Source organism: Bradyrhizobium sp. BR 10261 (assembly GCF_019455395.1).
Taxonomy (GTDB): domain Bacteria; phylum Pseudomonadota; class Alphaproteobacteria; order Rhizobiales; family Xanthobacteraceae; genus Bradyrhizobium; species Bradyrhizobium manausense.
The window spans coordinates 126862-152576 of sequence record NZ_JACOFQ010000013.1; the positions used below are offsets into that span (position 1 = coordinate 126862).

Annotated in this window: 24 protein-coding genes and 2 pseudogenes; 15 read left to right on the forward strand and 11 right to left on the reverse strand. The window is 58.2% G+C overall.

Features of this window, described 5'->3' with window-relative positions:
- Window positions 1-127 precede the first annotated feature (127 nt).
- Together HYH07_RS17540 and HYH07_RS17545 are read left to right on the forward strand one after the other, a co-directional pair.
- Complete coding sequence (locus tag HYH07_RS17540; RefSeq protein WP_220003653.1) at window positions 128-2128, forward strand: ATP-binding protein; 2001 nt, start codon at window positions 128-130, stop codon at window positions 2126-2128.
- 542 nt (window positions 2129-2670) lie between these two features.
- A complete protein-coding gene (locus tag HYH07_RS17545) occupies window positions 2671-4074 on the forward strand; it encodes a hypothetical protein (protein WP_220003654.1) in 1404 nt (467 codons plus the stop codon).
- Between the two features lie 102 nt (window positions 4075-4176).
- Here the strand turns inward: HYH07_RS17545 and HYH07_RS17550 are convergent, their stop codons facing one another.
- Window positions 4177-4536, reverse strand: a complete 360-nt coding sequence (locus HYH07_RS17550; protein WP_220003655.1) for a PRC-barrel domain-containing protein — start codon at window positions 4534-4536, stop codon at window positions 4177-4179.
- Between the two features lie 529 nt (window positions 4537-5065).
- Window positions 5066-6040, reverse strand: a complete 975-nt coding sequence (locus HYH07_RS17555; protein WP_220003656.1) for a DnaJ family molecular chaperone — start codon at window positions 6038-6040, stop codon at window positions 5066-5068.
- A 338-nt stretch (window positions 6041-6378) separates the two neighbouring features.
- On the opposite strand from HYH07_RS17555, the gene HYH07_RS17560 reads away from it, so the two are divergent.
- Window positions 6379-6612, forward strand: a complete 234-nt coding sequence (locus HYH07_RS17560; protein ID WP_220003657.1) for a helix-turn-helix domain-containing protein — start codon at window positions 6379-6381, stop codon at window positions 6610-6612.
- 118 nt (window positions 6613-6730) lie between these two features.
- Here the strand turns inward: HYH07_RS17560 and HYH07_RS17565 are convergent, their stop codons facing one another.
- A complete protein-coding gene (locus tag HYH07_RS17565) occupies window positions 6731-7135 on the reverse strand; it encodes a hypothetical protein (RefSeq protein ID WP_220003658.1) in 405 nt (134 codons plus the stop codon).
- Between the two features lie 243 nt (window positions 7136-7378).
- On the opposite strand from HYH07_RS17565, the gene HYH07_RS17570 reads away from it, so the two are divergent.
- The gene (locus HYH07_RS17570) at window positions 7379-7555 is read left to right on the forward strand and encodes a hypothetical protein (RefSeq protein ID WP_220003659.1); all 177 of its coding nucleotides are present in this window, start codon (window positions 7379-7381) and stop codon (window positions 7553-7555) included.
- Window positions 7556-7577: 22 nt separating this feature from the next.
- Here HYH07_RS17570 and HYH07_RS17575 read toward each other — a convergent pair whose 3' ends face one another.
- Window positions 7578-8498 (reverse strand): Ku protein, encoded by a 921-nt coding sequence (locus HYH07_RS17575; protein ID WP_220003660.1) that lies wholly within the window; start codon window positions 8496-8498, stop codon window positions 7578-7580.
- A 569-nt stretch (window positions 8499-9067) separates the two neighbouring features.
- On the opposite strand from HYH07_RS17575, the gene HYH07_RS36335 reads away from it, so the two are divergent.
- The 9 genes and pseudogenes from HYH07_RS36335 (at window position 9068) to HYH07_RS17610 (ending at window position 16939) form a co-directional block, all read left to right on the forward strand.
- On the forward strand, window positions 9068-9517 hold the full coding sequence (locus HYH07_RS36335; protein ID WP_228749610.1) for a hypothetical protein: 450 nt from the start codon (window positions 9068-9070) through the stop codon (window positions 9515-9517).
- A gap of 2 nt (window positions 9518-9519) precedes the next feature.
- Window positions 9520-10211 (forward strand): annotated as a pseudogene (locus HYH07_RS17580) (SOS response-associated peptidase).
- Between the two features lie 129 nt (window positions 10212-10340).
- Entirely contained in the window at window positions 10341-10610 is a 270-nt protein-coding gene (locus HYH07_RS36340; RefSeq protein WP_228749611.1) for a hypothetical protein, read from the forward strand.
- Window positions 10611-10878: 268 nt separating this feature from the next.
- Complete coding sequence (locus HYH07_RS17585) at window positions 10879-11262, forward strand: hypothetical protein (RefSeq protein ID WP_220003661.1); 384 nt, start codon at window positions 10879-10881, stop codon at window positions 11260-11262.
- Window positions 11259-11732 carry a hypothetical protein gene (locus HYH07_RS17590; RefSeq protein ID WP_220003662.1) on the forward strand — a complete coding sequence of 158 codons (474 nt, stop codon included), beginning with the start codon at window positions 11259-11261 and terminating at the stop codon, window positions 11730-11732. Before HYH07_RS17585 ends, HYH07_RS17590 begins: the two co-directional genes overlap by 4 nt.
- Before the next feature lie 307 nt (window positions 11733-12039).
- Window positions 12040-12573, forward strand: a complete 534-nt coding sequence (locus HYH07_RS17595; protein WP_220003663.1) for a hypothetical protein — start codon at window positions 12040-12042, stop codon at window positions 12571-12573.
- A 107-nt stretch (window positions 12574-12680) separates the two neighbouring features.
- Window positions 12681-13670 (forward strand): hypothetical protein, encoded by a 990-nt coding sequence (locus tag HYH07_RS17600; protein ID WP_220003664.1) that lies wholly within the window; start codon window positions 12681-12683, stop codon window positions 13668-13670.
- Window positions 13671-13772: 102 nt separating this feature from the next.
- Window positions 13773-14102 carry a hypothetical protein gene (locus HYH07_RS17605; protein WP_220003665.1) on the forward strand — a complete coding sequence of 110 codons (330 nt, stop codon included), beginning with the start codon at window positions 13773-13775 and terminating at the stop codon, window positions 14100-14102.
- 5 nt (window positions 14103-14107) lie between these two features.
- Window positions 14108-16939 carry a DNA polymerase gene (locus HYH07_RS17610; protein WP_220003666.1) on the forward strand — a complete coding sequence of 944 codons (2832 nt, stop codon included), beginning with the start codon at window positions 14108-14110 and terminating at the stop codon, window positions 16937-16939.
- Window positions 16940-17050: 111 nt separating this feature from the next.
- On the opposite strand, the gene HYH07_RS17615 is transcribed toward HYH07_RS17610, so the two are convergent.
- Both HYH07_RS17615 and HYH07_RS17620 read right to left on the reverse strand, forming a co-directional pair.
- Window positions 17051-17626 carry a T4SS efffector SepA family protein gene (locus HYH07_RS17615; RefSeq protein WP_220003667.1) on the reverse strand — a complete coding sequence of 192 codons (576 nt, stop codon included), beginning with the start codon at window positions 17624-17626 and terminating at the stop codon, window positions 17051-17053.
- A 253-nt stretch (window positions 17627-17879) separates the two neighbouring features.
- Window positions 17880-18521 (reverse strand): annotated as a pseudogene (locus HYH07_RS17620) (magnesium chelatase domain-containing protein); the annotation flags it as partial.
- A 228-nt stretch (window positions 18522-18749) separates the two neighbouring features.
- Here HYH07_RS17620 and HYH07_RS17625 point away from each other — a divergent pair.
- Together HYH07_RS17625 and HYH07_RS17630 are read left to right on the forward strand one after the other, a co-directional pair.
- On the forward strand, window positions 18750-18995 hold the full coding sequence (locus tag HYH07_RS17625) for a PilZ domain-containing protein (RefSeq protein WP_011083489.1): 246 nt from the start codon (window positions 18750-18752) through the stop codon (window positions 18993-18995).
- 83 nt (window positions 18996-19078) lie between these two features.
- Complete coding sequence (locus HYH07_RS17630) at window positions 19079-19855, forward strand: tetratricopeptide repeat protein (protein ID WP_220003668.1); 777 nt, start codon at window positions 19079-19081, stop codon at window positions 19853-19855.
- 22 nt (window positions 19856-19877) lie between these two features.
- On the opposite strand, the gene HYH07_RS17635 is transcribed toward HYH07_RS17630, so the two are convergent.
- From HYH07_RS17635 to gshB, 5 genes are all read right to left on the reverse strand, one after another.
- The gene (locus HYH07_RS17635; protein WP_220003669.1) at window positions 19878-21170 is read right to left on the reverse strand and encodes an AAA family ATPase; all 1293 of its coding nucleotides are present in this window, start codon (window positions 21168-21170) and stop codon (window positions 19878-19880) included.
- Complete coding sequence (locus tag HYH07_RS17640) at window positions 21167-21901, reverse strand: CpaD family pilus assembly protein (protein ID WP_220003670.1); 735 nt, start codon at window positions 21899-21901, stop codon at window positions 21167-21169. Before HYH07_RS17640 ends, HYH07_RS17635 begins: the two co-directional genes overlap by 4 nt.
- A 52-nt stretch (window positions 21902-21953) precedes the next feature.
- Window positions 21954-23471: a type II and III secretion system protein family protein gene (locus HYH07_RS17645; protein WP_083514471.1), complete on the reverse strand. Its 1518-nt coding sequence runs from the start codon at window positions 23469-23471 to the stop codon at window positions 21954-21956.
- Window positions 23472-23481: 10 nt separating this feature from the next.
- Window positions 23482-24300, reverse strand: coding sequence for a Flp pilus assembly protein CpaB (cpaB, locus tag HYH07_RS17650; protein WP_220003671.1), 819 nt, complete (start codon window positions 24298-24300; stop codon window positions 23482-23484).
- A gap of 460 nt (window positions 24301-24760) precedes the next feature.
- Window positions 24761-25705, reverse strand: a complete 945-nt coding sequence (gene gshB, locus HYH07_RS17655; RefSeq protein WP_220003672.1) for a glutathione synthase — start codon at window positions 25703-25705, stop codon at window positions 24761-24763.
- Window positions 25706-25715: the final 10 nt, after the last annotated feature.

The following is a 25715-nucleotide window of genomic DNA, read 5'->3' on the forward strand; positions in this document are numbered from 1 at the left end:
ACCTACTGCGCCGTCTTTGCAACTTAAGCGATTTTGAATTATCCTCGCGTTACAGCAAAGATGCGACCAAGCGCACGGTTGGACCGGAATTCTGCTCGCGGGCGCATAAGCGGCAGTGGGGGGCGAATTGACCAGTATCAACATCAAACGCGCTATAGAAAATATTCGCTCAGGCACAACCGTATACACACCCGTTATCGAACTTATCGTCAACGCAATTCAAGCCATCCGCGAGGTCAAGCCGACTGGCGGGCTGGTTAACGTCACCATTCTTCGGCATATCCAAGATGATATGATCGACAAGATCGCCTCGGTTGATGGCTTCATCGTTCGAGACGACGGCATCGGATTCACCGAAGAGCACCGTAATTCTTTCGACACACTATATACAGCTCTCAAGGCTGGCGATGGCGGCAAGGGCTTCGGGCGGTTTACGTGCCTCAAATACTTCAGTCGGTTCACAGTTGAGAGCGTCTTCGCGGACGGGCGCACGCTAAAGAGGCGTTCGTTCGCTATGGGACAAGGCAATGACATCATAATTGATGAGAAGGTGACGGACGTTGCAAATGCCGAGACTGGATCTGCGGTTACTATTTCCGGAGCACAAGGTGTCAAGTTTCCGGACAAAAGTCTCGATGTCATCGCAAGAGTCTTAGTTGAGAAGCTGCTTCCCTACTTCATTGACCCCAATTCCGAATGCCCTCAGATCGTCCTAGGGGACGACCAAGGCGGCGGCCCCGTGGTCCTCAACGACTACCTGGGTCAAGCCAACAGACAGATTGTTGAACTGCCCGTGCAGAAGCACGAGCTGCGCATCAAGTCACTCGACAAAGAGGAGGCATTCACCGTCCGTGTGTTCAAATTTTATGCCCCTCGTGCCAACAAGAGCAAAATCAGTTTAGTTGCCCATCGACGAGAAGTCACAGATGTGACGTTACAGACGTATATTCCTGAATTCGCCGATGAATTCTATGACAAAACGGACGACGTCGAAAATGCCAGGGACAGGAATTACATAATCAAGGCCTATGTCTTCGGCGAGTACCTCGATCGAAACGTCTCGCTTGAGCGCGGAGCTTTCAGCTTTGGCAAAGAAAGCGACTTGGTGTTCGGGATTTCGCAATCCCAAATCGAGGCACAAGCGGCAACGTTTGCTCAAGAGGCCGTCGGTCGAGAAATCTCGGCACGAAGAGAGCGTAAACAGGCTCGCATAACGGAATACATCAACGATGAAGCACCGTGGCATCGAGGTCTTAGCAGGGAAACCGACTTCTCTACATTGTCCATGAAGCCAACACCGCAAGAAATTGAACTCCATCTTCAAGCCGCAAAATTCCAGATGGAAACTCGCGTCCGAGCGGAAGTACGGCAAATACTCGAGAGCAAGGACACCGAAGATTTAAGGGAGCGAGTGACGGAGATCGTTGGGAGAATCTCTCAAACGAGTAAGAACGATCTTATTCACTACGTCTCAATGCGTAAGTGCGTTCTCGAACTCTTCGAAAAATCTCTGCAGCTCGGCGAAGATGGAAAATACAGGTCCGAAGGCGACGTGCACGATATTGTCATGCCGCGCAAGAAAGACACTGATCAAATTGACTATGACCAGCACAATCTTTGGATACTCGACGAGCGGCTAAACTTCACGGAGTATGTTGCCTCTGACAAGCCTTTGGATGAAAGGAATGGCGATCGAACGGACCTGTCGATTTTTGGCAAACGTGTAGCGTTTCGCGGCGACAATGAAGCGTCAAATCCGATTACGATTTTCGAATTCAAAAAGCCGCAACGCCACGACTTCGTCAACCCGTCCTCTGACGAGGATCCCATCGAGCAAATCGTTCGCTATGTGAACGACATAAGAGACGGAAAATACAAGACGCCCTATGGCCGCGACATTCTCGTCAGCCTGAACACGCCTTTCTATGGCTACGTCGTGTGCGACTTTCCCCAGAAGGTGAAGAACTGGCTGGAACGGGAGAAGGATTTCACGGTGATGCCGGATGGTCTTGGCTACTTCCGATGGTACGGCAACATCAAACTCTACATCGAGGTCCTGAGCTGGACTAAGGTGCAGCGTGATGCCGAAATGCGCAACAAAGTGTTCTTTCACAAACTGGGAATTTGAGCTGCGGCGCAAGCGCACACCACGATCCACCGGGGTGGTTAGCCCCGAACGATAGCGTGTTGTTGGTGGGTATCATTCCGCTGCGACTATAAGGCTGGCGATTTGGGACTTGGCGCTTTCTACATGACCATCGCGTTCGCTTCGTCGGCAGTATTGTCCGGCGCATCCAGATGAAGCGATATTCGGTTTCATCGCTCATTGGCGGGCCGATCTCAATGCCCCAAAAGCGGCGGCTTTACGGGCGCCACCCAGAAAGCTTCAAACATTATCCAGCGTTTGTGTTTGACAATCCGCACTTCACCGAAGAGGCGTCTCTTTTCTACTCATGCATATCGGCCGGGTCGCCACTCTATGCTGCGGCGCACTCACGGGAACCAATTGGATAGCTCCGCAAGTTGCTTACAGTAACTCGCAGCCGTGTGGGCGATCGCCTTACATTGCTTCCACGCGGAACTTTGCCCGTAGCGTGCCTAGCCGACAGAGCGTAATGTCGTCCTGAGCAGACATAAATCGGTTAGAACGTTGGCCATGGAGACCGCCTCATGTCCACGAGTGACCTCCAAGAGCAGTTTCTAAGCTTTGCAAAGGGTATGCCCGCGTTGGCGTTCGCAAAGAGCCTGCTTACGCGCCAACTCTCAGAGATGAAGGACCAGCTTGGCGGAGCCTATCCTGAAGCCGGGCCAGCCATGGGCAACATCCCCCTTCCAGTCTTCGACCTAGCCTACTCAGCTTTTCTAGATGACATCCATGTCTCCGTAAACGGGGACACTGCTACTTTGCAGATGGAAATGCGGGCAACAGTCCATCGTATAAGTCGTCCTTCTGAGATAATTCGAGAGTACAGAATTTCCCTGAAATCCGAGCCAGCAATCATCAAGTTTCAATATCTCTCGACCACTCGGACGCTGGCTTGGGCGGAAGATGGAAACGTGCTTCCAAAGATAACTCCGAGCTGGGGAGCAAATGCTGATGACGTGCTGGTCAAAACTTCAATTCCAGACCCTAAGGAAGATTGTTTTCTACGGGAAGTCGAGCAGCCAATATTGTGGAATACATCGAACGCGTTTGTCTCCTTAGTAGTGAATGCTTTGCCGTGCTACGATCTTGCTTCCCTCGCTCCGTGGCTAACACTGTTAGATCCGATCAGGATCACCGCATCGGATCGATACATCCTTGTTTCAGCATCACGAGCGAAGGTTGATATCGGCGGCTGCACACCGATGACCATGGTTGTCGAGCCGGACCCCGACTTTCCTTACGGAGAATCATTGAAACCCGCAGACTGCCAGAGTACCGCAGACGTTGCTGTCTATCTTCCGAAAACCAGAATAGGAAGGTTCGTGGCGGGCAGTGTTGAGCCGGCCATCCTTATCAATTCAGGCGAAAAGGGAGGAGCTATCAGGTGGCAGATAATGGGCAGCTTCGGGATCAAGGCATTCATCGCTACGGTCTCGGGAGGAATTGCGATCGGAGATCCAGCCACTGGGTTGGTCGTTTCGGGGCTTCTGGAGTTACGATCTCTCGTCGATTTCCTAGGTGTGGCTCGTGCGTGGGTTGATGCCCCGAGTGGAAAAAAATTGAGTCTAGCGAGTACGAGCGTTATAGGTAACGGTGGACTTGGCGTTGATGTCACCGTTCGTCTCAATCCAACAACTGGCGTGTTGAACGCTGAACTCGTGGTCACCCAGGCTATTATTCACCCGGATTTTGTCGTGGATACTCCGCTTGGGTGGGCGCTAAATGCTATTGCCGGTACTGCGCTAGATGATTTCGCAAAGCTGCAAGTCAGTGTGCTGCGGGGCACCGTAGCGCGCGGCCAGTGGGAAATCATGAGCGTCCCGCCGTGGTGTTCTCATCTACTGTCGACCGGCGCTCAAGCCGTGCCCGTGCTTGAAGGACGGGAAGGCGTCGCGGCCATTTTCGGCGTTGGCGTGCGCCCAAGCTAACGAGCCGATAGCTCATGCACTTCGCATCTGATTGGAACGTGAGCTGTCGAGAGCTGCTGAACCGACCGTTCCGGACGCGCTCCGCACGACCTCTTTATGCTTCTATCCTCCGTGGATGATCCGAATGCCATAATGTGTGTCGATGCTTCTGATTGCCGCGCGGTCGCGCCAATTCCATCCGCGGCCGCTCGGGTACCTGGGCGCATTGCTCAGGTCCTTAAGAGGGGTGGCCGTGACATAGCCGTTTAGATTGGAGTCGTACTTCAGTAGCGACCAGGGTAACGGAAAAAGATCATCAGTAGTCTGCCCGTGGAAACTCACAACGGCGTACGAGACATGGCCGCTCACCGGATCGATCATTAAGTGCTCAATTTGGCCAATCTGCTGCCCTTCAACACCATAGATTATCAGGTTTTTGACTTCATCGCTCCTGATCAAAGACGAGCCTGTATCATTGGTCATTTCAACCCTCCCTGCTAGCAGCTCGGCGCCACTCCTGATTTTTTTTTCCAAACAGCACGCCCCCTTGAGGGAACGTCCCCCTCGCGGTTCTTTAGAATACTCCCGAGAGCGTGGGTTGCGCCAGTTCGTTCGCTCCGGTTTTAGGACCACTGCGGTTTGATAAGCTCTGAATGAGCCACTTCCTTTGTCGGTAGGTCCACACAGCAGAAATTTCTACCTGCTCTGTGTTACCAGCTGGAATATCGGTGTTGCAGGAAGTGGGCGCCAATGCGAGGAACACGGCTGGATGCAGGACCATGCTGATCCGCACGCCCGAGGTCGAGCTATAAACTTAGCCAGAGAGAACCTTCCCAGCGACTTCACTGTCGACCAAGGCCCGTGTTGAAATGATCGGTGTCATCGATTCGATAGGCGACGCCTGCCCCGGGGTTCGCGCCGGAAGGTCAGTAAATGGTTGTATATCTATCCCATACGGTACATTTACGGACCTCCTGTAGGAGTCCGCTTCTGGGACGCGGAGTCGGCTTCGCTAATTGAAGCCCTGTTCGTTCCGGATAGAGTCGTATGCTGCGTTGACGCGTTGAGCCTCTGCCTCAGCAGCCTCGCGGATTGATTTGCTGCGGTCGGCCACTGTGTCGGGATGGCACTTGACGATTGCGAGTCGATAGGCCGCTTTTATCTCAGGTATCGTCGCTTGCGGCGAGACGTTCAAGATCAAATAGGGGTCGTCGATCTCTTTATAGCTCTGATGGCCGCCATCGCCTGATTGTGGTCCGATATCATCCAACACGTCAGCGTGACGTTCCGAAGAGCCGTCTTCACGCTCAGCGGCCAGTCGGTTGCTACGTCGAATGGCCAAGAAAGTCGCCAAGCCAAGCACCCATCCAAAAACAGTCGCCACTTCGACGTGACGACCGATAAGATTCGGAAGAGCATTCCACACAAGTAGATCAGCGCCTTCATATACGTATGCTTTGAGGAGAGCAGCGGAGGCAGCAAAGCTAAACAGCGCGGCGATGAACGCGAGACGAAAGGCCCTTCCTCGCCTCCAAGATCGCATAGACAGCCGCCAAGCATGATCTCTGCGATGTTGAGGATGCTGCGCCACCTCAATGCGAGTAACGACATTGGCCAGCGCCGACCTCGCGTTCGCGAGTGCTTCGTTCAGTTCCTGCCCTCTGCGAGACCTCATCTCAAACCGATCTTCTAGTTTGAGGTAGCGCACGCCTTCCCTTGTGCCTCGCGCTCTGAGATCGGCAATATCTTCAAGCAGAGATCTCCTGGCCATTTCAAGATCATGTAAGGCAGCGCCGACCTGCGACTCGTCGATAAACTCCGGCGTTGGCCGGCTTCTCCAATTCGAAAATACCAACAGAAACGCGACAAACAGCGGGAAAGCGTACACGGCGAAGGTGAATAGATAGGGCAGCGCATAAGCCACTCCCAACAGCAAGGCGATGGCGATCGTGCACCCAAACGGCTCTTGCGGAGGCTTCTTCGCCATGCGTTACCGGCCAACGACGACAGTGAACAGAGCTAAGGCAATTAGCGGCACCGCCAGAATGTAGAAGATGCCGCTTATGACGTAGGTCATCAGGGGGCTTCGGGCGACGCGCGTGTCCGTAACGACCTTTGAAAAGTTGCCAGCGGGAAACGTGTAGAGAAACCACTGAGCGACGATACCGGGAAGCAAAAGCCATTTCCAAGCCCGGTCGAATTCAACGCCCGGTTTATTCTCTCGCCTCCAACCCCCACGAACCATCAAACAATTCCTCGCTAAAGCTTCCATTTTGTCGATTTAAAGCGGTGGGTCAATAAGCGACAGACTGATCATTTTGGCCCATGGACTGGCGCCAAGTGGTTGCAGTTAACCTGCGGAGGATTCGACGAGAACGAGGCTTCTCGCAGGAGACGCTGGCCTTTGAGGCCGACGTCAACCGCACCTACATCAGCAAGCTGGAGAAGGGGTCCACCTGGGTAGGCCTGGAGGTTCTCGTGAAGATCTCAAAGGTGCTCCAGGCCGAGCCAGCCGACTTCCTTGAGCGTCCGCCCCGTAGGGGCGCTAAGAGGGTCTAAGGGCGGTTGTCGACGTTCAGGCGAGATCGTTTCTAGTCCAGACCGCCGCGTGGTAAACCCTCCTCGGAATTAACCGAAGGAGGGTCTGACCAAAATCCGAAGATGGCCAACAGCGGCGCTAATTCTTGCCCGCCTTCTTATCCTTCGCCCTGAAGTTGGCCTTGACCGCGCTCGCGCAGGAGGACAAGGCGTCGTCCAGGCCGCCGGCAACCGCGAGCGTTTTGATCTGCTCCAACTGTTCGACCAAATCATCCCATGCAGCATTTCCGGTGCCGACGGCCTTGAGGGTACTCTTCCCCTTCTCCAGCTCCAAGGGCTGCTTTCCGTAACGAAGCTGGAAGAAGATTCCGCCATTCGCGTCGACCCAGAACTGCTCCCGAGAGATCCGCTTTCCCTCGCGAAAGAGCCCGATCTTCGTGATCTGCTGATCGATGCTGGACGTAAGCTTGTTGCGCCGTTGAAGGACCGGAGTGTTGGCGGTCGGCTTTTGTACGGAAACCAGAGAGATTGTCGCTCGTGCCATGATGGGCTCCTCGTTAATTGTGGAGCCGCCGTCCTCTGAAAGGTCACTTTGGACAACAGTGATTTGGTCGCGGATACCCCAACTGGACTATCCGATTGGTCTATGTGCATTTTTTTCCTCGGAGATCCGCACGATGGACAATGGGAAACGGCGAGGCTTCGCACATGCAGCATTGAATATATTTGAGCTGACGCAATTGGACGAATATCGTCGCCGTCCCTTGAGTAAGGAGTGCGGCAAGCAATGAGCGGTTTCCAGGCCAAGTTGGAGCGTTTTGAAAATCTCGCTGCGGAGTGCGATCTGATCGCTAGTCGATCGAAAGGAAGCAATCGTGAGCTATACCAGCGGGCAGGCCAACACTATCGCGAGTTGGCCAATGACGTGCGTGCCCTAATCGCATCGTTCGATCTTGCAGCTTAGGCCTTGTGCATCGCTATCGACGTCAAGCCGACTTACGGTGTGACCTACTAGCAGGTTTCTTGGCCACCTCTTTAGCCGGCTTCTTTCCGGCGATCGGCATCAGCATTTCCTTTTGACCGGCGGCTGCCTTGCGTGGCTTCTTGGCAGGCTTTGCCCCCTTCGGCGCCACCTCCCGACCGACGCTCTGCCGTAGCGCCTCCATGAGGTCGACCACATTCTCGCCCTTGGGCCGCTCCTTCGGGCGGATCACCTTGCCTGCGCGCTTTTGATTTATCAGATCAATCAGCGCCGTCTCGTAGTGATCCTCGAACTTCTCCGGATCGAACCGCCCCGCTTTCTGGTTCACGATGTGCTTGGCGAGGTCCAGCATATCTTTGGTGACTTTCACATCCTGGATCTCGTCGAAATATTCCTGCTCTGATCGCACTTCGTACGGATAGCGAAGAAGCGTACCGACGAGTCCCTTGTCCATTGCTTCAAGAGCGATGATGTGCTCACGGTTCGTCAGCACCACTCGCCCTATCGCCACCTTATCCATCTCGCGGATAGTCTCTCGGATCACCGCAAAAGCGTCATGCCCCACCTTGCCGTCAGGGCGAAGGTAGTAAGGCCGAATCAGATAGCGCGGGTCGATGTCTGACTTGTCGACGAACTCATCGATCTCGATTGTGCGCGTGGACTCAAGTGCGACCTCCTCGAGCTCTTCCTTCGTGACCTCGATGAATTGATCCTTCTCGATCTGGTAGCCCTTGACGATGTCTTCGTTCGGGACTTCGTCGCCCGTGTCAGCATCCACCTTTAGGTATTTGATCCGGTGACCAGTCGTCCGGTTGAGCTGATTGAACGAGATCTTCTCGGATTCTGAGGTGGCCGGGTAAAGAGCTACCGGGCAGGTGACGAGCGATAGTCGCAGAAAGCCCTTCCAATTCGCACGAGGAGCCATGGGGACGCAGCACTCCGATCACAGACTGTCGGGATTCAAGACGATCTGACCGGCCGAGTTCCGACAGGTTGGACGCACTTACAGCATGATTTTTTTTTGGCGACCCGGACTCGACTTTTGTGTTCCCGTTATGTTCTAATTCCTTTCATGTCCGACCGACCGGCGAGCTGGCGTATGCCGACCCTCAAGCAAATGGAAAAAATGGCAGCAGAGCGAGGCAAACCCGCGCAAGCGAAGCCCGGATTGGCTCCGAATCATGATCTCCCGGCTGAATACTGGCAGGCACTCCTCGATGATCCAAGTGCACAGGCCAAGCCAACTGTTTCGGGGGAAGGACAGCGGCTTAGCCAAATCGCTCGGCATGTCCTGAGGGTGAGTTGCCGACGCTGCGCCAGGACAGTCGAGATCCAGAAGTCTGACGCCGTTCGGCTTTATGGTCCGGACGCAACATGGAAGAGCGTTAGCCAGCGCCTCCTCGACAATACTTGTACCCAGAGGACCGGGCGCCACGAGGAAGATGGCTGCTGGCCGTCGTACGACTTGGGCTGACAGAGCCGATAGACGGTCGCATGGCTCCAAAACACCACCCAACCCCACTCTCTGGAGGCGACCGAAAAGCCCTATCGAAGGAGCTGGGGAAGGCGAGGGCAATGACCACCATTCTCGCATCACAGTCATCGGAAGCCCGCGCAAAGGGCGAAACCTTAATTCAGACGGCGGACAAGCTACTTTGCGAGAGTTGGAACGAGCGCATGTGGGCAGACGGTGGTCCGATCGACCCTTCGCCGTCAATCGACCAGGCGGTGAATGGCGGATACACATGGCTCGAAATCGAGTGCTCGCGCTGCAAGACAAAGCGAGACGTTGACTTGGCCTCGTTACGTCATCCGCCGACGACCTTTGTCCATGATCTTGCTAGCCGTCTTCGTTGTAGCAAGTGTGCCAAGGCAGGCCGCAGGCCAAGCGCAACGCTGTTGCAGCTAGGGCCGCGACCTCGCCAGACCGATCAGGATACCTGAGGATGTGCAATCTTTACTCGATGACGAAAAACGTCGATGCGATTCGGCGCTTGTTCGGAGCGCTTAATAGCAACGTCGGGAACTTGCCGAGCATGCCAGGGATCTTCCCGGACTATCCCGCACCAATCGTCCGCAATGCATCGAACGGCCGAGAAATCGTCATGGCACGGTGGGGCATGCCGTCTTCGCAGAAGGCATTGATGGATGCCACCAAGAAGCGAGCCGAAAAACTTCAGTCGAAGGGCAAGCCGATCGACTTCAAGGAATTGCTAAAGATGGAGCCAGATAGCGGCACCACCAATATCCGGAACGTCAGTAGCGCGCACTGGAAGCGCTGGTTAGTTCCGGAGCACCGATGCTTGGTGCCCTTCACGTCGTTTAGCGAGTACGACACCATCGAAGGCAAGAAGGTGCCCGTGTGGTTTGCGCCCAGCGACGATCGGCCACTCATAGCGTTCGCGGGTCTCTGGACGAGTGTTCGGAAAGCGAAGGAGGGCGAAGTCACCGTCGATGTTTTCGGCTTCCTGACCTGCGAACCCAATGAAGAAGTTAAGCGGGTTCATCCAAAAGCAATGCCTGTCATCCTGACAAAGTCTGAGGAATACGTGAAGCCAAAGCGCTTCAGCGGCCGCTTCCAGATGGGGCACTGCAAATCGTTGCGACTGGTGAAAAGGAAGACCCTCCGCCAACCTGAGGGGTTCATGCACAGGCCGGCGGAACAAGTGGACAAGCCGAGGCCTTCCAATTGGGAATCCCTGATACGTGCTAACCGCTCGGAACGAGAGCGGGGGCGGGTGGATTCGTCCAAGCAGGAGCAATCGCTATGCTGATGACGAAGGAACGGCGGGCGCCGAGTAGAACGCTACGCGGATGGGCCATCTCAGTGTTGCAGGAAGCTGGTGCCATTCGGGAGTGCGAAGAGCATGGCTGGATGAAGGACAGGGCCGACCCTCACGCCCGCCAGCGAGCTCTGGATGCTGCAAGGGACGACCCGCCAATAGGCTTGCCGCCGGAGCAAGCCTTATTAGAGATTTGTGATGTGCTAGCTTCCATCGGCGACACCTGCCCCGAATGTCCGGAGGGTAATTTCTGAAGCACGGTCCGGACGGTGCGAGCTTTGAATGTTGGACAGAGCCGGCGACCACCCAGGGCGGCTAACAACTGTTTGCACCAACGGTGCAAAAGAAAATGCGACATATCCAAGCTCGCGAGGTTGGATCGAGCTCGTGAGCTTAGCTCGCTGGCCGTCAACCGGAATTGCTCCCAAAAGACGGCGAAAGTGATCTTCTAGATTCTAAATACATCCATTGGGGCCGCAAACCAACGTGCGGCTCACGATCCCGAACCCAATGGAGACATGTATGGCCGATGCGCCGCCGCTCTGGGACTCAGAGCCCGATCCAAATCCTTTCCCCCCCACACCGTCGCAGCAGCAAAAGCCGGAATACCGCGATAGATTTCGGAACGGCTTTCCAACCGATGTTCTCGAATGGCTGAAGCAGAACGAGCCAGGCGATTTCGCCGAGCTGATGGACCTACGCAAGTCTCTCTATGCGCGTCGCACGACGGGGAAGTATCGGATCAGGCTTGCTGGCCTTAGCTCGATTGGCGAGCAGAAAATGTTGCTGACGGGCCCAGCCAGTGCGGTCCTGATCCTGAGCGACAAGGCACGCCATTTTCTGCTGCGCACGCTGTGTAGACTTCGCAGGGCGCGTCGTTGGCAGCCGATTCGATATCGACGATGACGTCCGAGCAGGCATGCCGGGAGCAGTTGGCTCGACTGATAAACGCGATGCCATTCACAGCTCCCGCAGCGGTGACGCTCACTATGAAGAAGCGCTACGGCGCACGTTCGGCAGATGACATCGTTGCTTCCGAGAACTTCAGGCATTTTCGTAACAGGCTTGAGCACTCGCTACTCGGGAGCGCAGCCAAGCTACATGGCAGGCATTTGCTGATGATTGTGGTGCTCGAAACTAGCGCGGATCATCGGCTACACTATCACTGTATCATCGACCGTCCCTTCCACTGCTCATTCAGCCAGTTTGATGCCGTCGTGCGTGACGAATGGACGAAGACAGACTTCGGGTATCGCCAGATAGATATCCAAGACCAGCCGGACGAAGGCTGGACAGATTACCTCCTCAAGCGGCGCCAGAAGCGGTCGCTGTTCGATTCTATAGATTGGGCCAATTGCCAATTGATTGCTGAGTGAAGTCTCCTCTCAGGCAACCGATCGTTCGTTGAAATGCAAAGAGCGTCTCCGTGGGGCCGCTTTAATAGCTAACTGTACTCCAATGGAAGGTAAGCAAAGAGCAATGTCTCCAGAGGACCGAAGGCGCAGTCTTCGAATATCTTCAATATGCAAGGTCTAAGACCAGAATCCGCAGGAAGCTGAAGGCCGCTGAATCTGACACGGTCGAAGGAACCCTCGTATATCGTCGAAGGGCGATCCGATTGAAGCTTCAACAGTCGATAGGGTTCAAATAGTCTTCGGCAGCGAGAGCAAGAGGTGATGTGAAGTGACCAAGAAGCCGTTGAAGAAGGAGTCGGAAGGCCCAAAGCGACAACATAGTCGCAATTTTCGAGAGGAGCTGTTCGAGTTCTTGGACGACGTGAAGCAAGGGATCGAAGAAGGGGATGATTGGGAGAGCGAGTTCAAGCCACACATACCTGACGAAGACAGTGCTCCAGGGCTGGTCGAGATGTTCGAAAGAGCAGGCCTCGACATCAATAAACCCGGGCACTGGCAGTTCATGCTGGTCGCTGTTGTAAATGCCTACGGGGAGTATTGGACACGCGTGACGACGGACTGGACAGAGGATGACAAAAATCGATTTCTCCGTGACGTAGTCGCGCAGCGCATAGAGGGCGAGAACAACCGTCGCGGCCTGCTTTGTGAACGCCTCCACAACAGCAAGCCTAATCAATACCCGGCAACGGGCGAGAGCCTGCGCATCCAGCTTCAGAAAATTTTGAAAGAGAAGAGAGACTGCATAGCGAACGGCACGGCCTCGGCGGAAGATGTTGAGCTGCTGAAGCTGTTCGACCCTTAGAATTAGCCAGAGCAGGTCGTGTAGGAACAGACTGCAATCTCCTACACGACGCAGCCCCCACTCATCGATACGACTATCAGCACCGAAACCAACTAAAAGGTGTTGATATGCAAGTACTTACGAAAGATCTGCCGTCCAACGACTTACCGGAGGGTCTTTGCACCGACGGTGCAAAGCAGGGGTTCCTCACCGGTCCCGACGTGGCGGCTTGCGAGACCAGCAAGCCAGCCAGTTTCGCGAAACGATTCGTCGCCCATCGTGCTGCGAGCATTGAAGAGGAGGTGTCCAGCACGGTCGTTCTGTCGGAGGGCCTGACGGCATTCGCGACCGACGAGACGCTGATGAAGCAATTTCTCCTGGAGCTTGCCAGGGCAAAGGTCCTCACGGCAGCAGAGGTCGCAGAAGGCGTGACCGCCAAGACGTCAAGCTCAATGGTCTCCAGGCTGAAGAAGATCAAGCAGAACGCGAAGGTCATTTTGCATCCCAAGATCCTTCCGTATGTACAGCCCGGCTATTCGGTGCTGTACGAGCTGGCACTTCTCTATGAAGCCATCGAGGATATCCGGGGCATCGAGGACGCCGACGCCGCTATTTCCAAGCTGCACGAACTGCTCGCAAGTAGCGATGGGCCAGCAACACGCGAGTGGCTGAAGGGCGAACGTAGCAAACTCTCTCCGCCGGCGCCTGCCAAGTCTTCAAAGGTGTCGCAGCAGCAGACCACAAACGAGAGCCGCGCAGGGAGCTCACACTCTGAATCAGCAGCTCAACGAGATGAAGTCGTCCAGAGCGAAACCGGCACAGTGGTCGGTGGCGCCGAGGCTGATCCGACTGATCCCGATGATGATGAGTTGGTGGGCAGCACTGTCATATTTACCCCGGGCTGTTCCGCGTTCTTGGTCCGAGATCATCTGGTACGGGTCCTCGATCTCGCGGAGAACATCGGCGACGATGCTGTTCTTCTCGTTCAAGGCAGCAAGAGTTCACTGCAACAGGTCAGAAAGTCGATTCTGAAAAAGATTGCAGCGACCAATGTCCACCTCATCACCAACTCCCCCGAGAATGGGTGGATGATCGCGGACGAAGAGCCGGCCTCGTAACCCGAGCCATAGTCTAAAAAATCCAACGCCACACACGATCGTCCGAGGGCATGAATGCCCTCGGCTTGCGTGCCGCATAGAGCGAAGAAAGACGAATTCGAAATGACACCAGAAGAGAGATTTAAAGAACACGTGCTCGCTAACATCGAAACGGCAGAGAGCCAAATCGACTATTCATTCTTCGGCCTTCGCGAGTTGATCGACCTGCACGGTGCCGTATCAGTCGCCAAGATGCTGGTCGATATGAATAACGTGCTCAAGCCGTACGATGGATTTCAGGTGCTCGCGGAACACGATCTCGAGCATCTATCAGTGGAGCAGGCGATCATCGACTTTGCCGACTCGGACATGTTCACAGCAGCGGAAGTCCAGACAGCCAAAACGCGCTTGGCTATCCACAAGCGCAGAAAACTCCGAGAGCGGAGCGAGTGAACCCAATGGACATTATACCTGAAGAATCGGCTGACATCGCCGAGCACACCGAGCACCCTGCGTCGTCAGAAGCAAAGATGAAGCAAGGTCGAGAAGCGTTTCTGTTGGCTACTAACAGCGCACTGATCGCTGAGCGGCCTACCGGGCCAAAGGCTCAATTCTCAATCGACCGAGATGACGTACGGGACGATCTGAGGCGGGACACGCATTATCTGATCCTCGGTTTCGACACCGAGTATCAGCAGTTGCAGGAATTCTACACGAACAAAGAGGTGCGAGATCGATTGGCAAAGTACGAAGTCCTCTCGTACCAGTTTTACGCTATCAATCACACTGGCGTCGAATGGTCAGGCATTGCCATTCCTGAACCAGGCCGCCGCCTGTCGTTCACCGAGTTTTTGGTGTATGCGCTTGGCAAAGGAACGATGCTTGGCGAGCAGATCCCGAAGACGATCATTCTCGTCGGGCACTATAATCGTGCTGACGTGCCCGCCTTCGACGACACAAAGCAAATATTTCCTCGGCTGAAAAACGTTCGGAACTCGCTTGTGTCACTTGGCGTGCCGATTAAGGTACGAATTGCGTTCAGTGAAGAGGAGAATGACCACGCCGAGGTTAATGTTTATGTGCGCGACACCATTCTACTGACAGCGGCCAATCGGAAGAGCCTAAGCAAGATCGCGCCGTTGGTCGGTGTTGAGAAAATCAAGCTTGCCGATACCGACGAGGAGGATCGAGAGCTCAAGAAGCTGATGAAGCTTGTGAGAGCGGACGATTGGCAGTTGTTTCGTGAGTATGCGCTCCTTGATGCCGAAATCTGCGCCCGTTACTACAAGAGGCTCGCGGATACCGTCGCCGAGATCACAGGCGATTTCGCGCCGACAGCTCTTTCCTCCATAGGCATGAAGCTCCTAATCAACGATTGGGAACAGAGAGGACTCGATCCAGTCGAAGTGGTCGGCCGTGAACGCGTGGAGGAGAAGGTCTACGACGACAAACGGCACATTTTCCGCACCGAAAAGAGCGAGCCGTTCATTCAAGAGCTTCACTACTGGATCGATTTTGCAACCGATTGCTATCACGGTGGTCGCAATGAACAACTATGGTTCGGCCCGAGCCCAGCCGGCGACTATTCAGACTATGACCTTTCCGGTGCGTACCCCACCATCATGGCTGGTATTGGTCGGCCTCGATGGACGGAGGCGCATTCTGTCAGGGTGTTTTCTGAAATCGCGCCCGATGATCTGGGCCTTGTATGGGTCGATTTCGAGTTTCCCGCCTCTACCCGATACCCCGTCCTGCCGGTTCGATCCCAGAATGGCATCATTTTCCCGCTCAAGGGACGCAGTTGCTGCGCGATGCCAGAGATCGAGCTTGCGCGCCAAATGGGGTGCCGGCTCAATATGCTGCTCGGCATCAGCATCCCCAGGGATGTCAATGACAGGATTTTCTTTCCGTTCATCAAGCAGTCGATAGCGAATAGGTTCGCCGCTCGGGACGCTGGCAGTGATTTTGATGAAGCCTTCTGGAAAGAGGCGACGAACTCCTGTTACGGCAAAACGGCACAGGGGCTCAGGGACAAGCGCGTCTTTAACCTCAGGACGAAGCGCGGCCAACGGGTATCTCCGAGCCCGATAACGAATCCGTTTCTGGCGGCGGAGATTACATCCGGTGTGCGCGCTGTTGTGGGTGAAATCATGAACCGCATCCCCGCGCACCGAATGGTCTTCAGCGTCACAACAGATGGGTTCATTACCGATGCGACAGAGGACGAGATGGCTGTCGCAAAGTCTGGACCTCTTGCGCGAAAATTCGGCCGTCTTCGCCGAGAACTGACGGGCATCGATGACACGCTGAAGGAGAAGCACTCTGTCCGGCAGCTTCTTGGCTGGCGAACCAGAGGTCAAGCAACGTTGCGCCCGGGCAAGGCGGCCGGGGATGAATCGATCGTATTGGCTCGCGCCGGCATTAAACCACCGATTTTCTCTACGGAACTAGACGAGCAGAACGATTATATCGTCCAGACTTTCCTCGATCGATCGGCGACGACTCAGATCGACTTCCAGGTGCACACGAGTATCCGGGAGACGATCCTGTGGGACGCTGACCTCGTTTCGAAGAAGATCCCGCGCCGCATCAGCATGGAATTCGACTTCAAACGGAAACCCCATGCTGTGGCTATGATGTCCGGAGAGGCCGTGCAGCTCGCGCGCAAGTTCGAACACGTTGCGTTCAGCACGAGGCCCTGGGAGACGATCGAGGAGTTCAACAAGCTGCGCCGGTTTTGGGACGACCATTGGAGTACGAACCGCCGATGCATCAAGACGCTTGGGGACTTTCGAGACTTCGCGCGGTTCTTCGACATGATTGCTGGACTGGACGCGAAGGACGCGCCCTATCTCAAACGAACTCCAACCGCAGATGTCAGCAGGCTGCAGAGGGATCTCTGTCGCGCATTTAAGCACGGCAAGGCGGGTCTGGCGTCCTATCAATCAATGTCAGCCGCGGACTTTGCGGCACTTCTGAATGAAGTCGGGCTTCAGGACTATGGCATCGTGACCACGAGGGCTACCGTCGAGAACGGCAAGCGAGTTGCCTTCAAACCGCATACAACGCCCCGAACGGCTCGGATTTTTCGGATGCTGGAGAGATTGACGGAAAGGTTACCGAACCTTGAATCCGCAGCTATTCTGACCAGGTCGATGATTGGTTACGAGCTTGAAGAGGCGCTGTCGGCCTCATGCCCCTTTATCGATCGTGTTAGGGCAACTCGCAGTTCGAATGCGAGCTATGAAGACAACGCAGAGGAGGGCGCCGCGTCCGTAAGTCTGTATTGATCTATCCCATACGCGACTCTTACGGAGCAGCGGCGTGCTCTTGTTTTCTTCATAATGGAAAGGCCCCCGGCCATGCGGCCGGGGGCCTTTGCCACGCCAATGGAAATAACATCAGGGCTTGTAGCTCATCCGGCCAAATTTTCCGGGATTCGACGCTTCGTCCTTTTCAGCCCAGCGGAATGTAACATCCACTGAAAGGCCCGCGGCTTTGACCAAGCGAACGGTTGCTTTCCAGGCGGCGTTTGCGTCGCCGCCCTGGACCGACATCTTGGCTTCCTCGATCCAGCGATAGCCATCTTCCTCGTACTTGTCAGCGCGGTGGTTGATGAGGAGAGAGTGCTCGAATTGTTGATCGTCCAATTTGGGAGCAGCCAGAGCGACGACGCGGAACAGTAGGAGGTTCCAGTAAAGCTGGTTCTTTGGAAGATGATCGCCTTCAAGCGTAATCGCAGTGGGTTTCGAGAATGTCAGGCTCGGAGGGTTGTCCGCAGGGTACATAGCGGTACCGCTGGCCACTGACTCCGACGCCCCATTTTCGTGCTCGATCAGGGCATCAATCCCGCGCTCGATAACGCTGAGAGCGGTGTCCATTAGAGGAACGGCTACCTTCTGCATCTTTAGAACAAGGTGGTCCGGCAATTCGACTTTCATGGGCATATTGGTTGCCTCCTGCATAACGATTGTCATAGCGATTCTCCTGTGTGATGTATACGGGCGACAATCCGCCCGTATGGCCCATATAAGCCATACGAGGCCGTAGACAGCAATAGGCTACATACACCGTGTGTACGTCATACACGCGATTGTGACTTCTGTAGAATCTGGGGTTGCTCGAAACACGTTCGCGTCATTTTGACGCGGCGAGGGTCCGATTCCGATCAAAAGGCCAGCATTTGAAGATCAGGTGGCCAATTAATCCTAGATCAAAAGGACATCACTTAAGCAGGTGATGGCCGCCGGCGGCTGCGATCTCCAGCGCGCGCTTGGCGCTCTCCTGGCCCTTGATGTCGCGCAGATCGAGCAGCGAGCTTGCGGCCTCATGCACTTTCGGCACGGGCCGCGACAGCACCTGCGTGCCCTTGAAATGGTTGGCGATCTGAATCAGCGAATGTGCGGCGACGATCTGGATATCAGGGCTCGCCCACGCCGCCTCCGAGCCGCAGGCGGCGGGGCAGATCAATCCTTCCTCGCGCGTGTTGGCGCCGATCGCGGCGGGCAACACGCCCGCGACCGGCGCGATCGAGCCGTCGAGGCCGAGCTCGCCGAGCACGGTGAAGCCGGCCAGCGCATCCGGCGGGATCGCGCCGATCGCCGCCATCAGCCCGAGCGCGATCGGCAGGTCGTAATGGCTGCCTTCCTTAGGAACGTCGGCGGGCGCGAGATTGACGGTGATGCGGCGTGCCGGCAGCGCCAGTCCCGAAGCGATCAGCGCCGATCGCACCCGTTCGCGCGCCTCCGACACCGCCTTATCAGGCAGGCCGACGATGGCGAAGGCCGGCAGGCCCGGCGCGACCTGCACCTGCACGTCGACCGCGCGGGCCTCTATACCCTCAAAGGCGACTGTCGAAACCCGCTGGACCATGGCTGCCCCCTTGCACAATCAAGGGTAGCAGACGGCAATCGCCCTGACAAGAACAATACAGGAACATGGGCGAGGGCCGTCGGCCCCCTAACTTCGGGTAAACGGGATCAGGACATTAAGCTTCGACTACGCCTCGAATGCGAGTGGCTGCGCTCAGCACATCCCAACACATGTCCGATACTCCTGAGGCTGCGGGATGGGCCGTGATCTAACGGGTGAAGAATTCAAATGCTTGCAAATCGCCGTAGAAGCGAACGTCGGGTGTGCAGCCGGCTGGCCAAGATTCATTTTGGCGCTGGCTCGCTGCCGCGGGACTGCACGATCACCGATATCTCGGACGGGGGCGTGAAAGTGGTGGCGGAATTTCTCGAAGTGCCGCCGCAGTTCACGATCATCTTCGCACCGGATTACTCCCGCCAATGCCGCCTGCGCTGGCGCATCGGCTGCGAGTTCGGTGCGGAATTTACCGACTAGGTCACATAAGGAGGCGTCCTTAACGGGACTTTAGCGTTAATCGGTGAAGCATCTCTGATCAGTCCGCCGGCGGTGATCAGAGTATGTTCAAGCGTTCGTCCCTTGCCCCCTCCCCGGCGAGATTCCTGCTTCCCGCGCTCGCGGTGCTTGCCCTCGGAGGCTGCCAGACCACCAGCCTGGATGACGTGACCGGTGCGCTCGGCGGCCGGTCCGAACCTGTCGCCGCGGCCGACGGCAAGCCGGATATGGCCGCCTTGCGCGAGCGCTATCGCGCCAAGCCTGATAATCCCAATATCGTCCTCGAATATGGCAAGGCGTTGCGCGACAGCGGCCAGCATGCCCAGGCGGTCGCCGTGTTCGAGCAGGCCGTGCTCGCCCATCCCAGCAACAAGGCGCTGCTCGCCGGCTATGGCCGTGCGCTCGCCGACAATGGAAATTTCCAGCAGGCTTTTGACGTGCTGGGCCGCGCGCATTCGCCCGAGGATCCCGATTGGCGCATCCTGTCGGCGCAGGGTGCGGCGCTCGACCAGCTCGGCCGCAACGAGGAAGCGCAGCAATATTACGCCGCGGCGCTGAAGATCGTGCCGGAGGAGCCGAGCGTGCTGTCCAATCTCGGCCTGTCCTACATGCTGCAAAACAATCTGCCGAAGGCCGAACAGGTGCTCGGCCGCGCCTATCAGCGCAATCAGAACAATGCGCGGATCCGTACCAATCTCGCGCTGGTGCTGGGATTGCAGGGTCGCGAGACCGAGGCCGAAATCCTCGTGAAGGCCGATCTGCCGCCGGATCAGGCCGCGGCCAAGATCACGGCGCTGCGGCAGCTGCTGGCGAAGAAGCAGCAGCAGCGGGCGGAGAAATAATTCCGCCGCCGCTGTTTGGTGCCTACGACGCCTTGCGATGCGGCGCGGATCCGCGCCCGGTTTTGCCCTTCAGCTTCTTCAGCAACGGTCCGAGCAGCGAGCGCTTCGGTTTCTTCACCTCGCCGCGCCCGGCGAGCCGGTTGGCCATGATCTGGAACAGCTCGGTGGTGCGGTGGCTCTTGGAGACCTCCGCGATCATCTGGCCGTTGTTGGCCGCGGTCGAGAACAGTTTCGAATCGAACGGAATCACCGCGAGCGGCTGGCTTTCCATGGTCTTGGCGAACGCCTTGACCTCGATCTCGGCGCGTTTGTGCATGCCGACCTGGTTGATGCAGTAGAGCGGCGGCCGGTCGTTCGGCCGCGCCGCTTTCAGCACCGTCAGCATGTTCTTGGTGTTGCGCAAATTGGCGAGATCCGGCTCGGCCACGATGACGATGTCGTCGGCGTTGACGAGGGCGCGCTTGGTCCAGGCCGACCATTGATGCGGAATGTCGAGCACGATGCAGGGCGTGGTCATGCGCAGCGTGTCGAAGATCGCATCGAACGCTTCCGCGCCGAAATCATAGACGCGATCGAGTGCGGCGGGCGCGGCCAGCAGGCTGAGATGCTCGGTGCATTTGGCGAGCAGGCGCTCCATCAGCGCGGTGTCGGGCCGGTCAGGCGACAGCACCGCATTGGCGATGCCCTGCGCCGGATCCTGGTTGTAGTCGAGCCCGGCGGTGCCGAAGGCGAGGTCGAGATCGATCACAACGGAATCGAGCGCGAGGTCGCGCGCGATGGTCCAGGCCACGTTGTGCGCGACCGTGGACGCGCCGACGCCGCCCTTGGCGCCGACCACCGCGATGATGCGGCCGGTGATGATGGCTTCCGACGCCGAGAACAGGCTGCAGATCGAGCGCACCACGTCGATGGTCTGGACCGGCCCGACCACGTAGTCGTTGACGCCGCGCCGCACCAGCTCGCGATAGGGCGCGGTGTCGCCGGGATTGCCGATCACGACCACGCGCGTGCCGGGATCGCAGACGCCGGCGAGGTCGTCGAGTCCTTCGAGGATGTCGCGCGTGCCGTCGGATTCGATCACGATGACGTTCGGCGTCGGCATCGTGTCATAGACTTCGATGGCCGCGGCAAGTCCGCCGCTCTTGGCGGTGAGATGCGCTTTGGCGAGACGGCGATCCTGGCCGGCCGCGGTCACCGCGGCGAGCGTCTGCTCGGTCTCGCAAAAGGCCTGCACCGAGATGCGGGGAACCGGCGCGATGTGGTCCTCGGGGTGGTGCGGATCGTCCGCCTCGTCGTCGTCGTAGATCGCAGTCATTTGCCTGTGTCGCTGAGTTTGGCCTTGTCAGACTCGGGATAAGTGGTCGCGGTCGGGTTGCCCTTGCGGTAGCGGTCGAAAGCGATGTCGCGCCGCGCCGTATATACCGGCGTCTCCGCGCGCGGCTGCTCAAGATCGGCGGGGTTGTCGATCATGGCCGCAAGGTTGCGCTGGCTGGCGCAGCCGAGATTGAAATAGGGCCGGTTCTCGTTGTAGCCGGGATCGAGAATCGACGGGCCCACGTCCTCGGGCCAAAGGCCGCAAGGACCGGCGACCGCGGTGATCTTTGAATAGCTCAGGCGGATGGTCGGCAGCAGGCCGGGATCTTCAGGGCGATAGGAATGTTGCACGATGGCGCGCGACGGCACGCCGCCGCTGCCCAGAACAGTGCGGATCTCGTGATAGGTCGCAGCAGCTGCGCGCGAATTTGCGGTGTCGATCGGCACGTCGACGACGACCGAGCCGCTGCCCTCGCGGACCCAGTCCCGGGCGATACCCATCACGTCGGCGTGCTGCGCGGCCGAAAGACCGCCGCGCGCCTTGCCGACGAAGATCACGATCGAGCGCTTGCCTTCCTGCACCGCGATCGGATGACGCATGCGGTAGTCGGTCGGCACCGTCTGCGTGGTGACGACCTCGCCCGTGGTGTTGCAGGCCCCCAGCATGACGGATAGCCCCGTCAGCGCGAGCGCGATGCGCAAATTGCGACGTCGATCTGATGTCTTCGTCATCGCCTGGTCCCCTCTTGCCCCGTATCTCGCCCCGGTCCCCAAACCGTCCGTGTCAGTCGATGATGAAGCCGAAATCGCCCCTGTCGCCGTCGATCGGATCGACGCGGCGCGCGATGCCGTAAAGCCGGTTCATGCGCCCGAGCAGCGCAGATTGCGCATCCGAGGAGGGCGCGAAGCCGTCATCGGGCCGCGACAATTCCTTCTGGGCGACCGCGCGCACCACATAGGGCGTCACGATCACCATCAGCTCGGTCTCGTTGTTGACGTAGTCCTGGCTGCGGAACAGCGCGCCGAGGATCGGGATCTGGTCGACGCCTGGCAGGCCGTTGACGGCCTGCTTGGTCTGCTGCTGGATCAGGCCGGCCATCGCCATAGAGCCGCCCGACGGGATTTCCAGCGTGGTCTCGGCGCGGCGGGTCTGGACCGAGGGGATGGTGATCGAGTTGTTGGTGCTGCCGGACACCGCCTGGGTCAATGTGATCGCATTCGTGTTCGACAACTCCGAGACCTCGGTCATCACGCGCAGGCTGATGCGGCCCTCGCTCAGCACGACCGGGGTGAAGTTCAGGGAGATGCCGAACTTCTTGTAGGTGACCTGGGTGGTACAGACATGGGTGACCGGATCGCAGGCATAGCCGCCGGGGATCGGGAATTCGCCGCCGGCAATGAAGGTCGCCGATTCACCCGAGATCGCGGTCAGGCTCGGCTCGGCCAGCGTGCGCATCACGCCTGCGGTTTCCATCGCGCGCATGGTGGCGTTCACGGTGGCGACGCCCTTGGCGAGGCCGGTGACGCCGAGCCCGTTGCTGCTGACCAGGGGACCGCCGGAGACCGAGAACGGGTTCGAATTGTTGAAGTTCACGACCGCGGTGCCGGCATTGAGGCTGGCGCTGAGGTCGACACCCAATTGCTTGACGATGTCGCGGCGGACTTCGCCGACCACAACCTTCAGCATCACCTGGTCGCGGCCACGCACGACGATGTTGTTGACGACCTTGTCGGCGCCGCCGACGAGCTTTGCGGCGACGTCCCCGGCCTGCTGGGCCTCGACCGGGCTCGCCACCGAGCCGGTCAGCATCACGCTGTCGCCGACGCCCTCGATCTGCACGCCGGGCAGGGAAGCGCGCAGCGCCGTGCGCATGCCATTGAGATCGCGCTTCACCGCGATGTCGTAGGAGGCGACCTGCTGGCCGTCGGCGGTGAAGAACACCACGTTGGTCTGACCGACCTGGGCGCCGATGATATAGGCGCGCTGCGACGAGCGGATCACCGCATTGGCGATCTTGGGGTCGGCCACCAGCACGTCCTTCACCTCGCGCGGCAGGTCGATGACGACCGACTTGCCGACGCCAAGCGAGAGCGAGCGTGTCCTTGCCGACGCAATGGTTGCAACCGGCGCCACGCCGAGGTCCGGCGCCTGCATCGGCACCTGGTCTCCGACCGGCGCATCCGCAGCGCGGACGAGATCGGGGGCTGCGACCAGCCCCAGCAGCATGACAGCCCCTGCCCAGAACGAGCTTGCGCGCTTCCCCCGAATGCGCACGCCCGTCCGATCATCCCCGTAGTTCATCATGTCTCCATCACTTCTGTGACGTCAGCTGCCGCGCCTGTACGCCGTAGCGGATCACGTTCACGCCGGTCTGGCGCTGCTTGAGTGCCTGTTCTTCCGGTCCGCCGTCGATGGCGTTGGCATCGGCGATGCTGCGCAATGCGAGTGTCAACGTGCCGCCCTGGCGCGAGGCCGAGAGCGTCGCGACCTGGTCGGGCCGGAGCTCGAGCGTGACGGTCTTGCCGAGCACGGCGTTCTGGCCGTCCTTTTCCTTCGGCGCCTGATCAATCGCGAGCACGCGGATGTTGGTCAGGATGACTTCCGACAGGACGAGGTCATTGCCGCCGGTCTGGCCGTTGGGGCCGTCGGGATTCTTCAGGCGACGCGTCAGGACGATGTCGACGCGATCGTTCGGCAGGATAAAGCCGCCGGCGCCGGTCTCTGCTGAAATCTCGGTCGATACGGCCCGCATGCCGGAGGGCAGGATCGCGGCCATGAAGCCGGAGCCGTCGGTCTTGACGAGCTTCTGCTCGCGGATCGGCTCGCCCTGCATCAAGGGCACGCGCGCGATCGAGCCGGCGATCTGCGTCTGGGCGTCGGGCCTGCTGTCGCGGCGGATGAAGGCGCTGCTGGCGGTCGCTTGCGGCCAGGTCTGCCATTGCAGATCCTCGGCCTTGACGGCCTGGCCGAGCTGGATGTCGGATTTGGCGACGAGCACATCGACCGTCGGCAGCTTCTCGACGACAGGGACAACAGCTGCGGGCTTGTTGTCGTAACCGCTGGCCAGATACGCAGCGACGCCGCCGGCGCCGAGCGCAATGACGAGAACGACAATGCGTGCGGTGTTCATACGCTTCTACTCTTACGCGGGGCACTCGGACCGCACGTGGCGGGTTCCCCAGGCATCGATGAGTAGGGAGTAAAAGTATAAGGGGTGTTGCGAGGCCGAGTGTGACGGCCAGTGACATCGCGGGTTTTGGGCAGATGGTGAATGCCAAGTTATCCCGGTGGCGCGATGGCCCGTAGAAACACGCGGGTGTGCTGCCGCGTTCGGATGAGAACGCGGGGCGTCATGGTGAATGGGTGGTTAGTGAGGGGGCGGGTGACGCCGCGCGGTCATGGAGACTACGGTGGGCAATCCGTCATCCTGAGGTGCGAGGCTTGCGATGCGACGCATCGCTAAGGTGAGCCTCGAAGGATGAACGGCCACCGCTGATGCGAGGAGAGAGCTGGGCCGTCGCCCTTCGAGGGCCGCTGAAGAAGCGGCCACCTCAGGTGACGGGGATGGTTTCGCGCTTCGGGTTACGAAGCTACTTCGCCCGCTTCTGCTCGATCACGTCCCAGATCCTCGCCGCCACGTCAGGCCCGCCGAGGCGCGCGATGGCGCGGATGCCGGTGGGCGAGGTCACGTTGATCTCGGTGAGGTTGCCGTTGATGACGTCGATGCCGACGAATAGCAGGCCGCGCTCGCGCAGCGCGGGTCCAACGGTGGCGCAGATCTCGCGCTCGCGCGGCGTCAGCTCGGTCTCCTTGGCCGCGCCGCCGCGCACCATGTTGGAGCGCAGGTCGTCGGTCGCCGGCACCCGGTTGACGGCGCCGGCGAACTCGCCATCGACCAGGATGATGCGCTTGTCGCCGTGCTTCACCTCGGGGATGAACTGCTGGATCACCCAGGCCTCTTTGAACGTCACCGAGAACATGTCGTACAGCGAGCCGAAATTCATGTCCTGCGGCATCACGCGGAACACCGCGGCGCCGCCATGGCCGTGCAGCGGCTTCATCACCACGGCACCATGCTTGTCGCGGAACGCGTTGATCTCATCCAGGTCGCGCGAGATCAAAGTCGGCGGCATCAGCTGCGGAAAATTCATCACGAACAGCTTTTCGGGCGCGTTGCGCACCGAAGCGGGATCGTTGACGACCAGCGTTTTCGGATGGATTCGCTCGAGCAGATGCGTCGAGGTGATGTAGGCGAGATCGAATGGCGGGTCCTGGCGCAGCAGCACCACGTCAAAGCCGTTCAGCGCCTCGCGCCTGGGCTCGCCGAGGGTGAAATGATCGCCGGGCTCGTCGCGCACGGTCAGCGGCTGCACCGGCGCGACGATCTCCTCGCCGACCATCGAGAGCTTGTCGGGGGTGTAATAGGACAGGCCGTGGCCGCGCTTCTGCGCCTCCAGAAGCAGCGCAAAGGTGGAATCGCCCTTGATGTTGATGCGGGCGATGGGGTCCATCTGGACGGCGACGTTGAGTTTCATGGTCTGCCTT

Coding starts and splice junctions, on each gene's coding strand:
- HYH07_RS17545 (WP_220003654.1), top strand. CDS start 2,671: ATGTCCACGAGTGACCTCCAAGAGCAGTTTCTAAGCTTTGCAAAGGGT.
- HYH07_RS17550 (WP_220003655.1), bottom strand. CDS start 4,536: ATGACCAATGATACAGGCTCGTCTTTGATCAGGAGCGATGAAGTCAAA.
- HYH07_RS17555 (WP_220003656.1), bottom strand. CDS start 6,040: ATGGCGAAGAAGCCTCCGCAAGAGCCGTTTGGGTGCACGATCGCCATC.
- HYH07_RS17560 (WP_220003657.1), top strand. CDS start 6,379: ATGGACTGGCGCCAAGTGGTTGCAGTTAACCTGCGGAGGATTCGACGA.
- HYH07_RS17565 (WP_220003658.1), bottom strand. CDS start 7,135: ATGGCACGAGCGACAATCTCTCTGGTTTCCGTACAAAAGCCGACCGCC.
- HYH07_RS17570 (WP_220003659.1), top strand. CDS start 7,379: ATGAGCGGTTTCCAGGCCAAGTTGGAGCGTTTTGAAAATCTCGCTGCG.
- HYH07_RS17575 (WP_220003660.1), bottom strand. CDS start 8,498: ATGGCTCCTCGTGCGAATTGGAAGGGCTTTCTGCGACTATCGCTCGTC.
- HYH07_RS36335 (WP_228749610.1), top strand. CDS start 9,068: ATGGCTCCAAAACACCACCCAACCCCACTCTCTGGAGGCGACCGAAAA.
- HYH07_RS36340 (WP_228749611.1), top strand. CDS start 10,341: ATGCTGATGACGAAGGAACGGCGGGCGCCGAGTAGAACGCTACGCGGA.
- HYH07_RS17585 (WP_220003661.1), top strand. CDS start 10,879: ATGGCCGATGCGCCGCCGCTCTGGGACTCAGAGCCCGATCCAAATCCT.
- HYH07_RS17590 (WP_220003662.1), top strand. CDS start 11,259: ATGACGTCCGAGCAGGCATGCCGGGAGCAGTTGGCTCGACTGATAAAC.
- HYH07_RS17600 (WP_220003664.1), top strand. CDS start 12,681: ATGCAAGTACTTACGAAAGATCTGCCGTCCAACGACTTACCGGAGGGT.
- HYH07_RS17605 (WP_220003665.1), top strand. CDS start 13,773: ATGACACCAGAAGAGAGATTTAAAGAACACGTGCTCGCTAACATCGAA.
- HYH07_RS17610 (WP_220003666.1), top strand. CDS start 14,108: ATGGACATTATACCTGAAGAATCGGCTGACATCGCCGAGCACACCGAG.
- HYH07_RS17615 (WP_220003667.1), bottom strand. CDS start 17,626: ATGACAATCGTTATGCAGGAGGCAACCAATATGCCCATGAAAGTCGAA.
- HYH07_RS17625 (WP_011083489.1), top strand. CDS start 18,750: ATGCTTGCAAATCGCCGTAGAAGCGAACGTCGGGTGTGCAGCCGGCTG.
- HYH07_RS17630 (WP_220003668.1), top strand. CDS start 19,079: ATGTTCAAGCGTTCGTCCCTTGCCCCCTCCCCGGCGAGATTCCTGCTT.
- HYH07_RS17635 (WP_220003669.1), bottom strand. CDS start 21,170: ATGACTGCGATCTACGACGACGACGAGGCGGACGATCCGCACCACCCC.
- HYH07_RS17640 (WP_220003670.1), bottom strand. CDS start 21,901: ATGACGAAGACATCAGATCGACGTCGCAATTTGCGCATCGCGCTCGCG.
- HYH07_RS17645 (WP_083514471.1), bottom strand. CDS start 23,471: ATGAACTACGGGGATGATCGGACGGGCGTGCGCATTCGGGGGAAGCGC.
- cpaB (WP_220003671.1), bottom strand. CDS start 24,300: ATGAACACCGCACGCATTGTCGTTCTCGTCATTGCGCTCGGCGCCGGC.
- gshB (WP_220003672.1), bottom strand. CDS start 25,705: ATGAAACTCAACGTCGCCGTCCAGATGGACCCCATCGCCCGCATCAAC.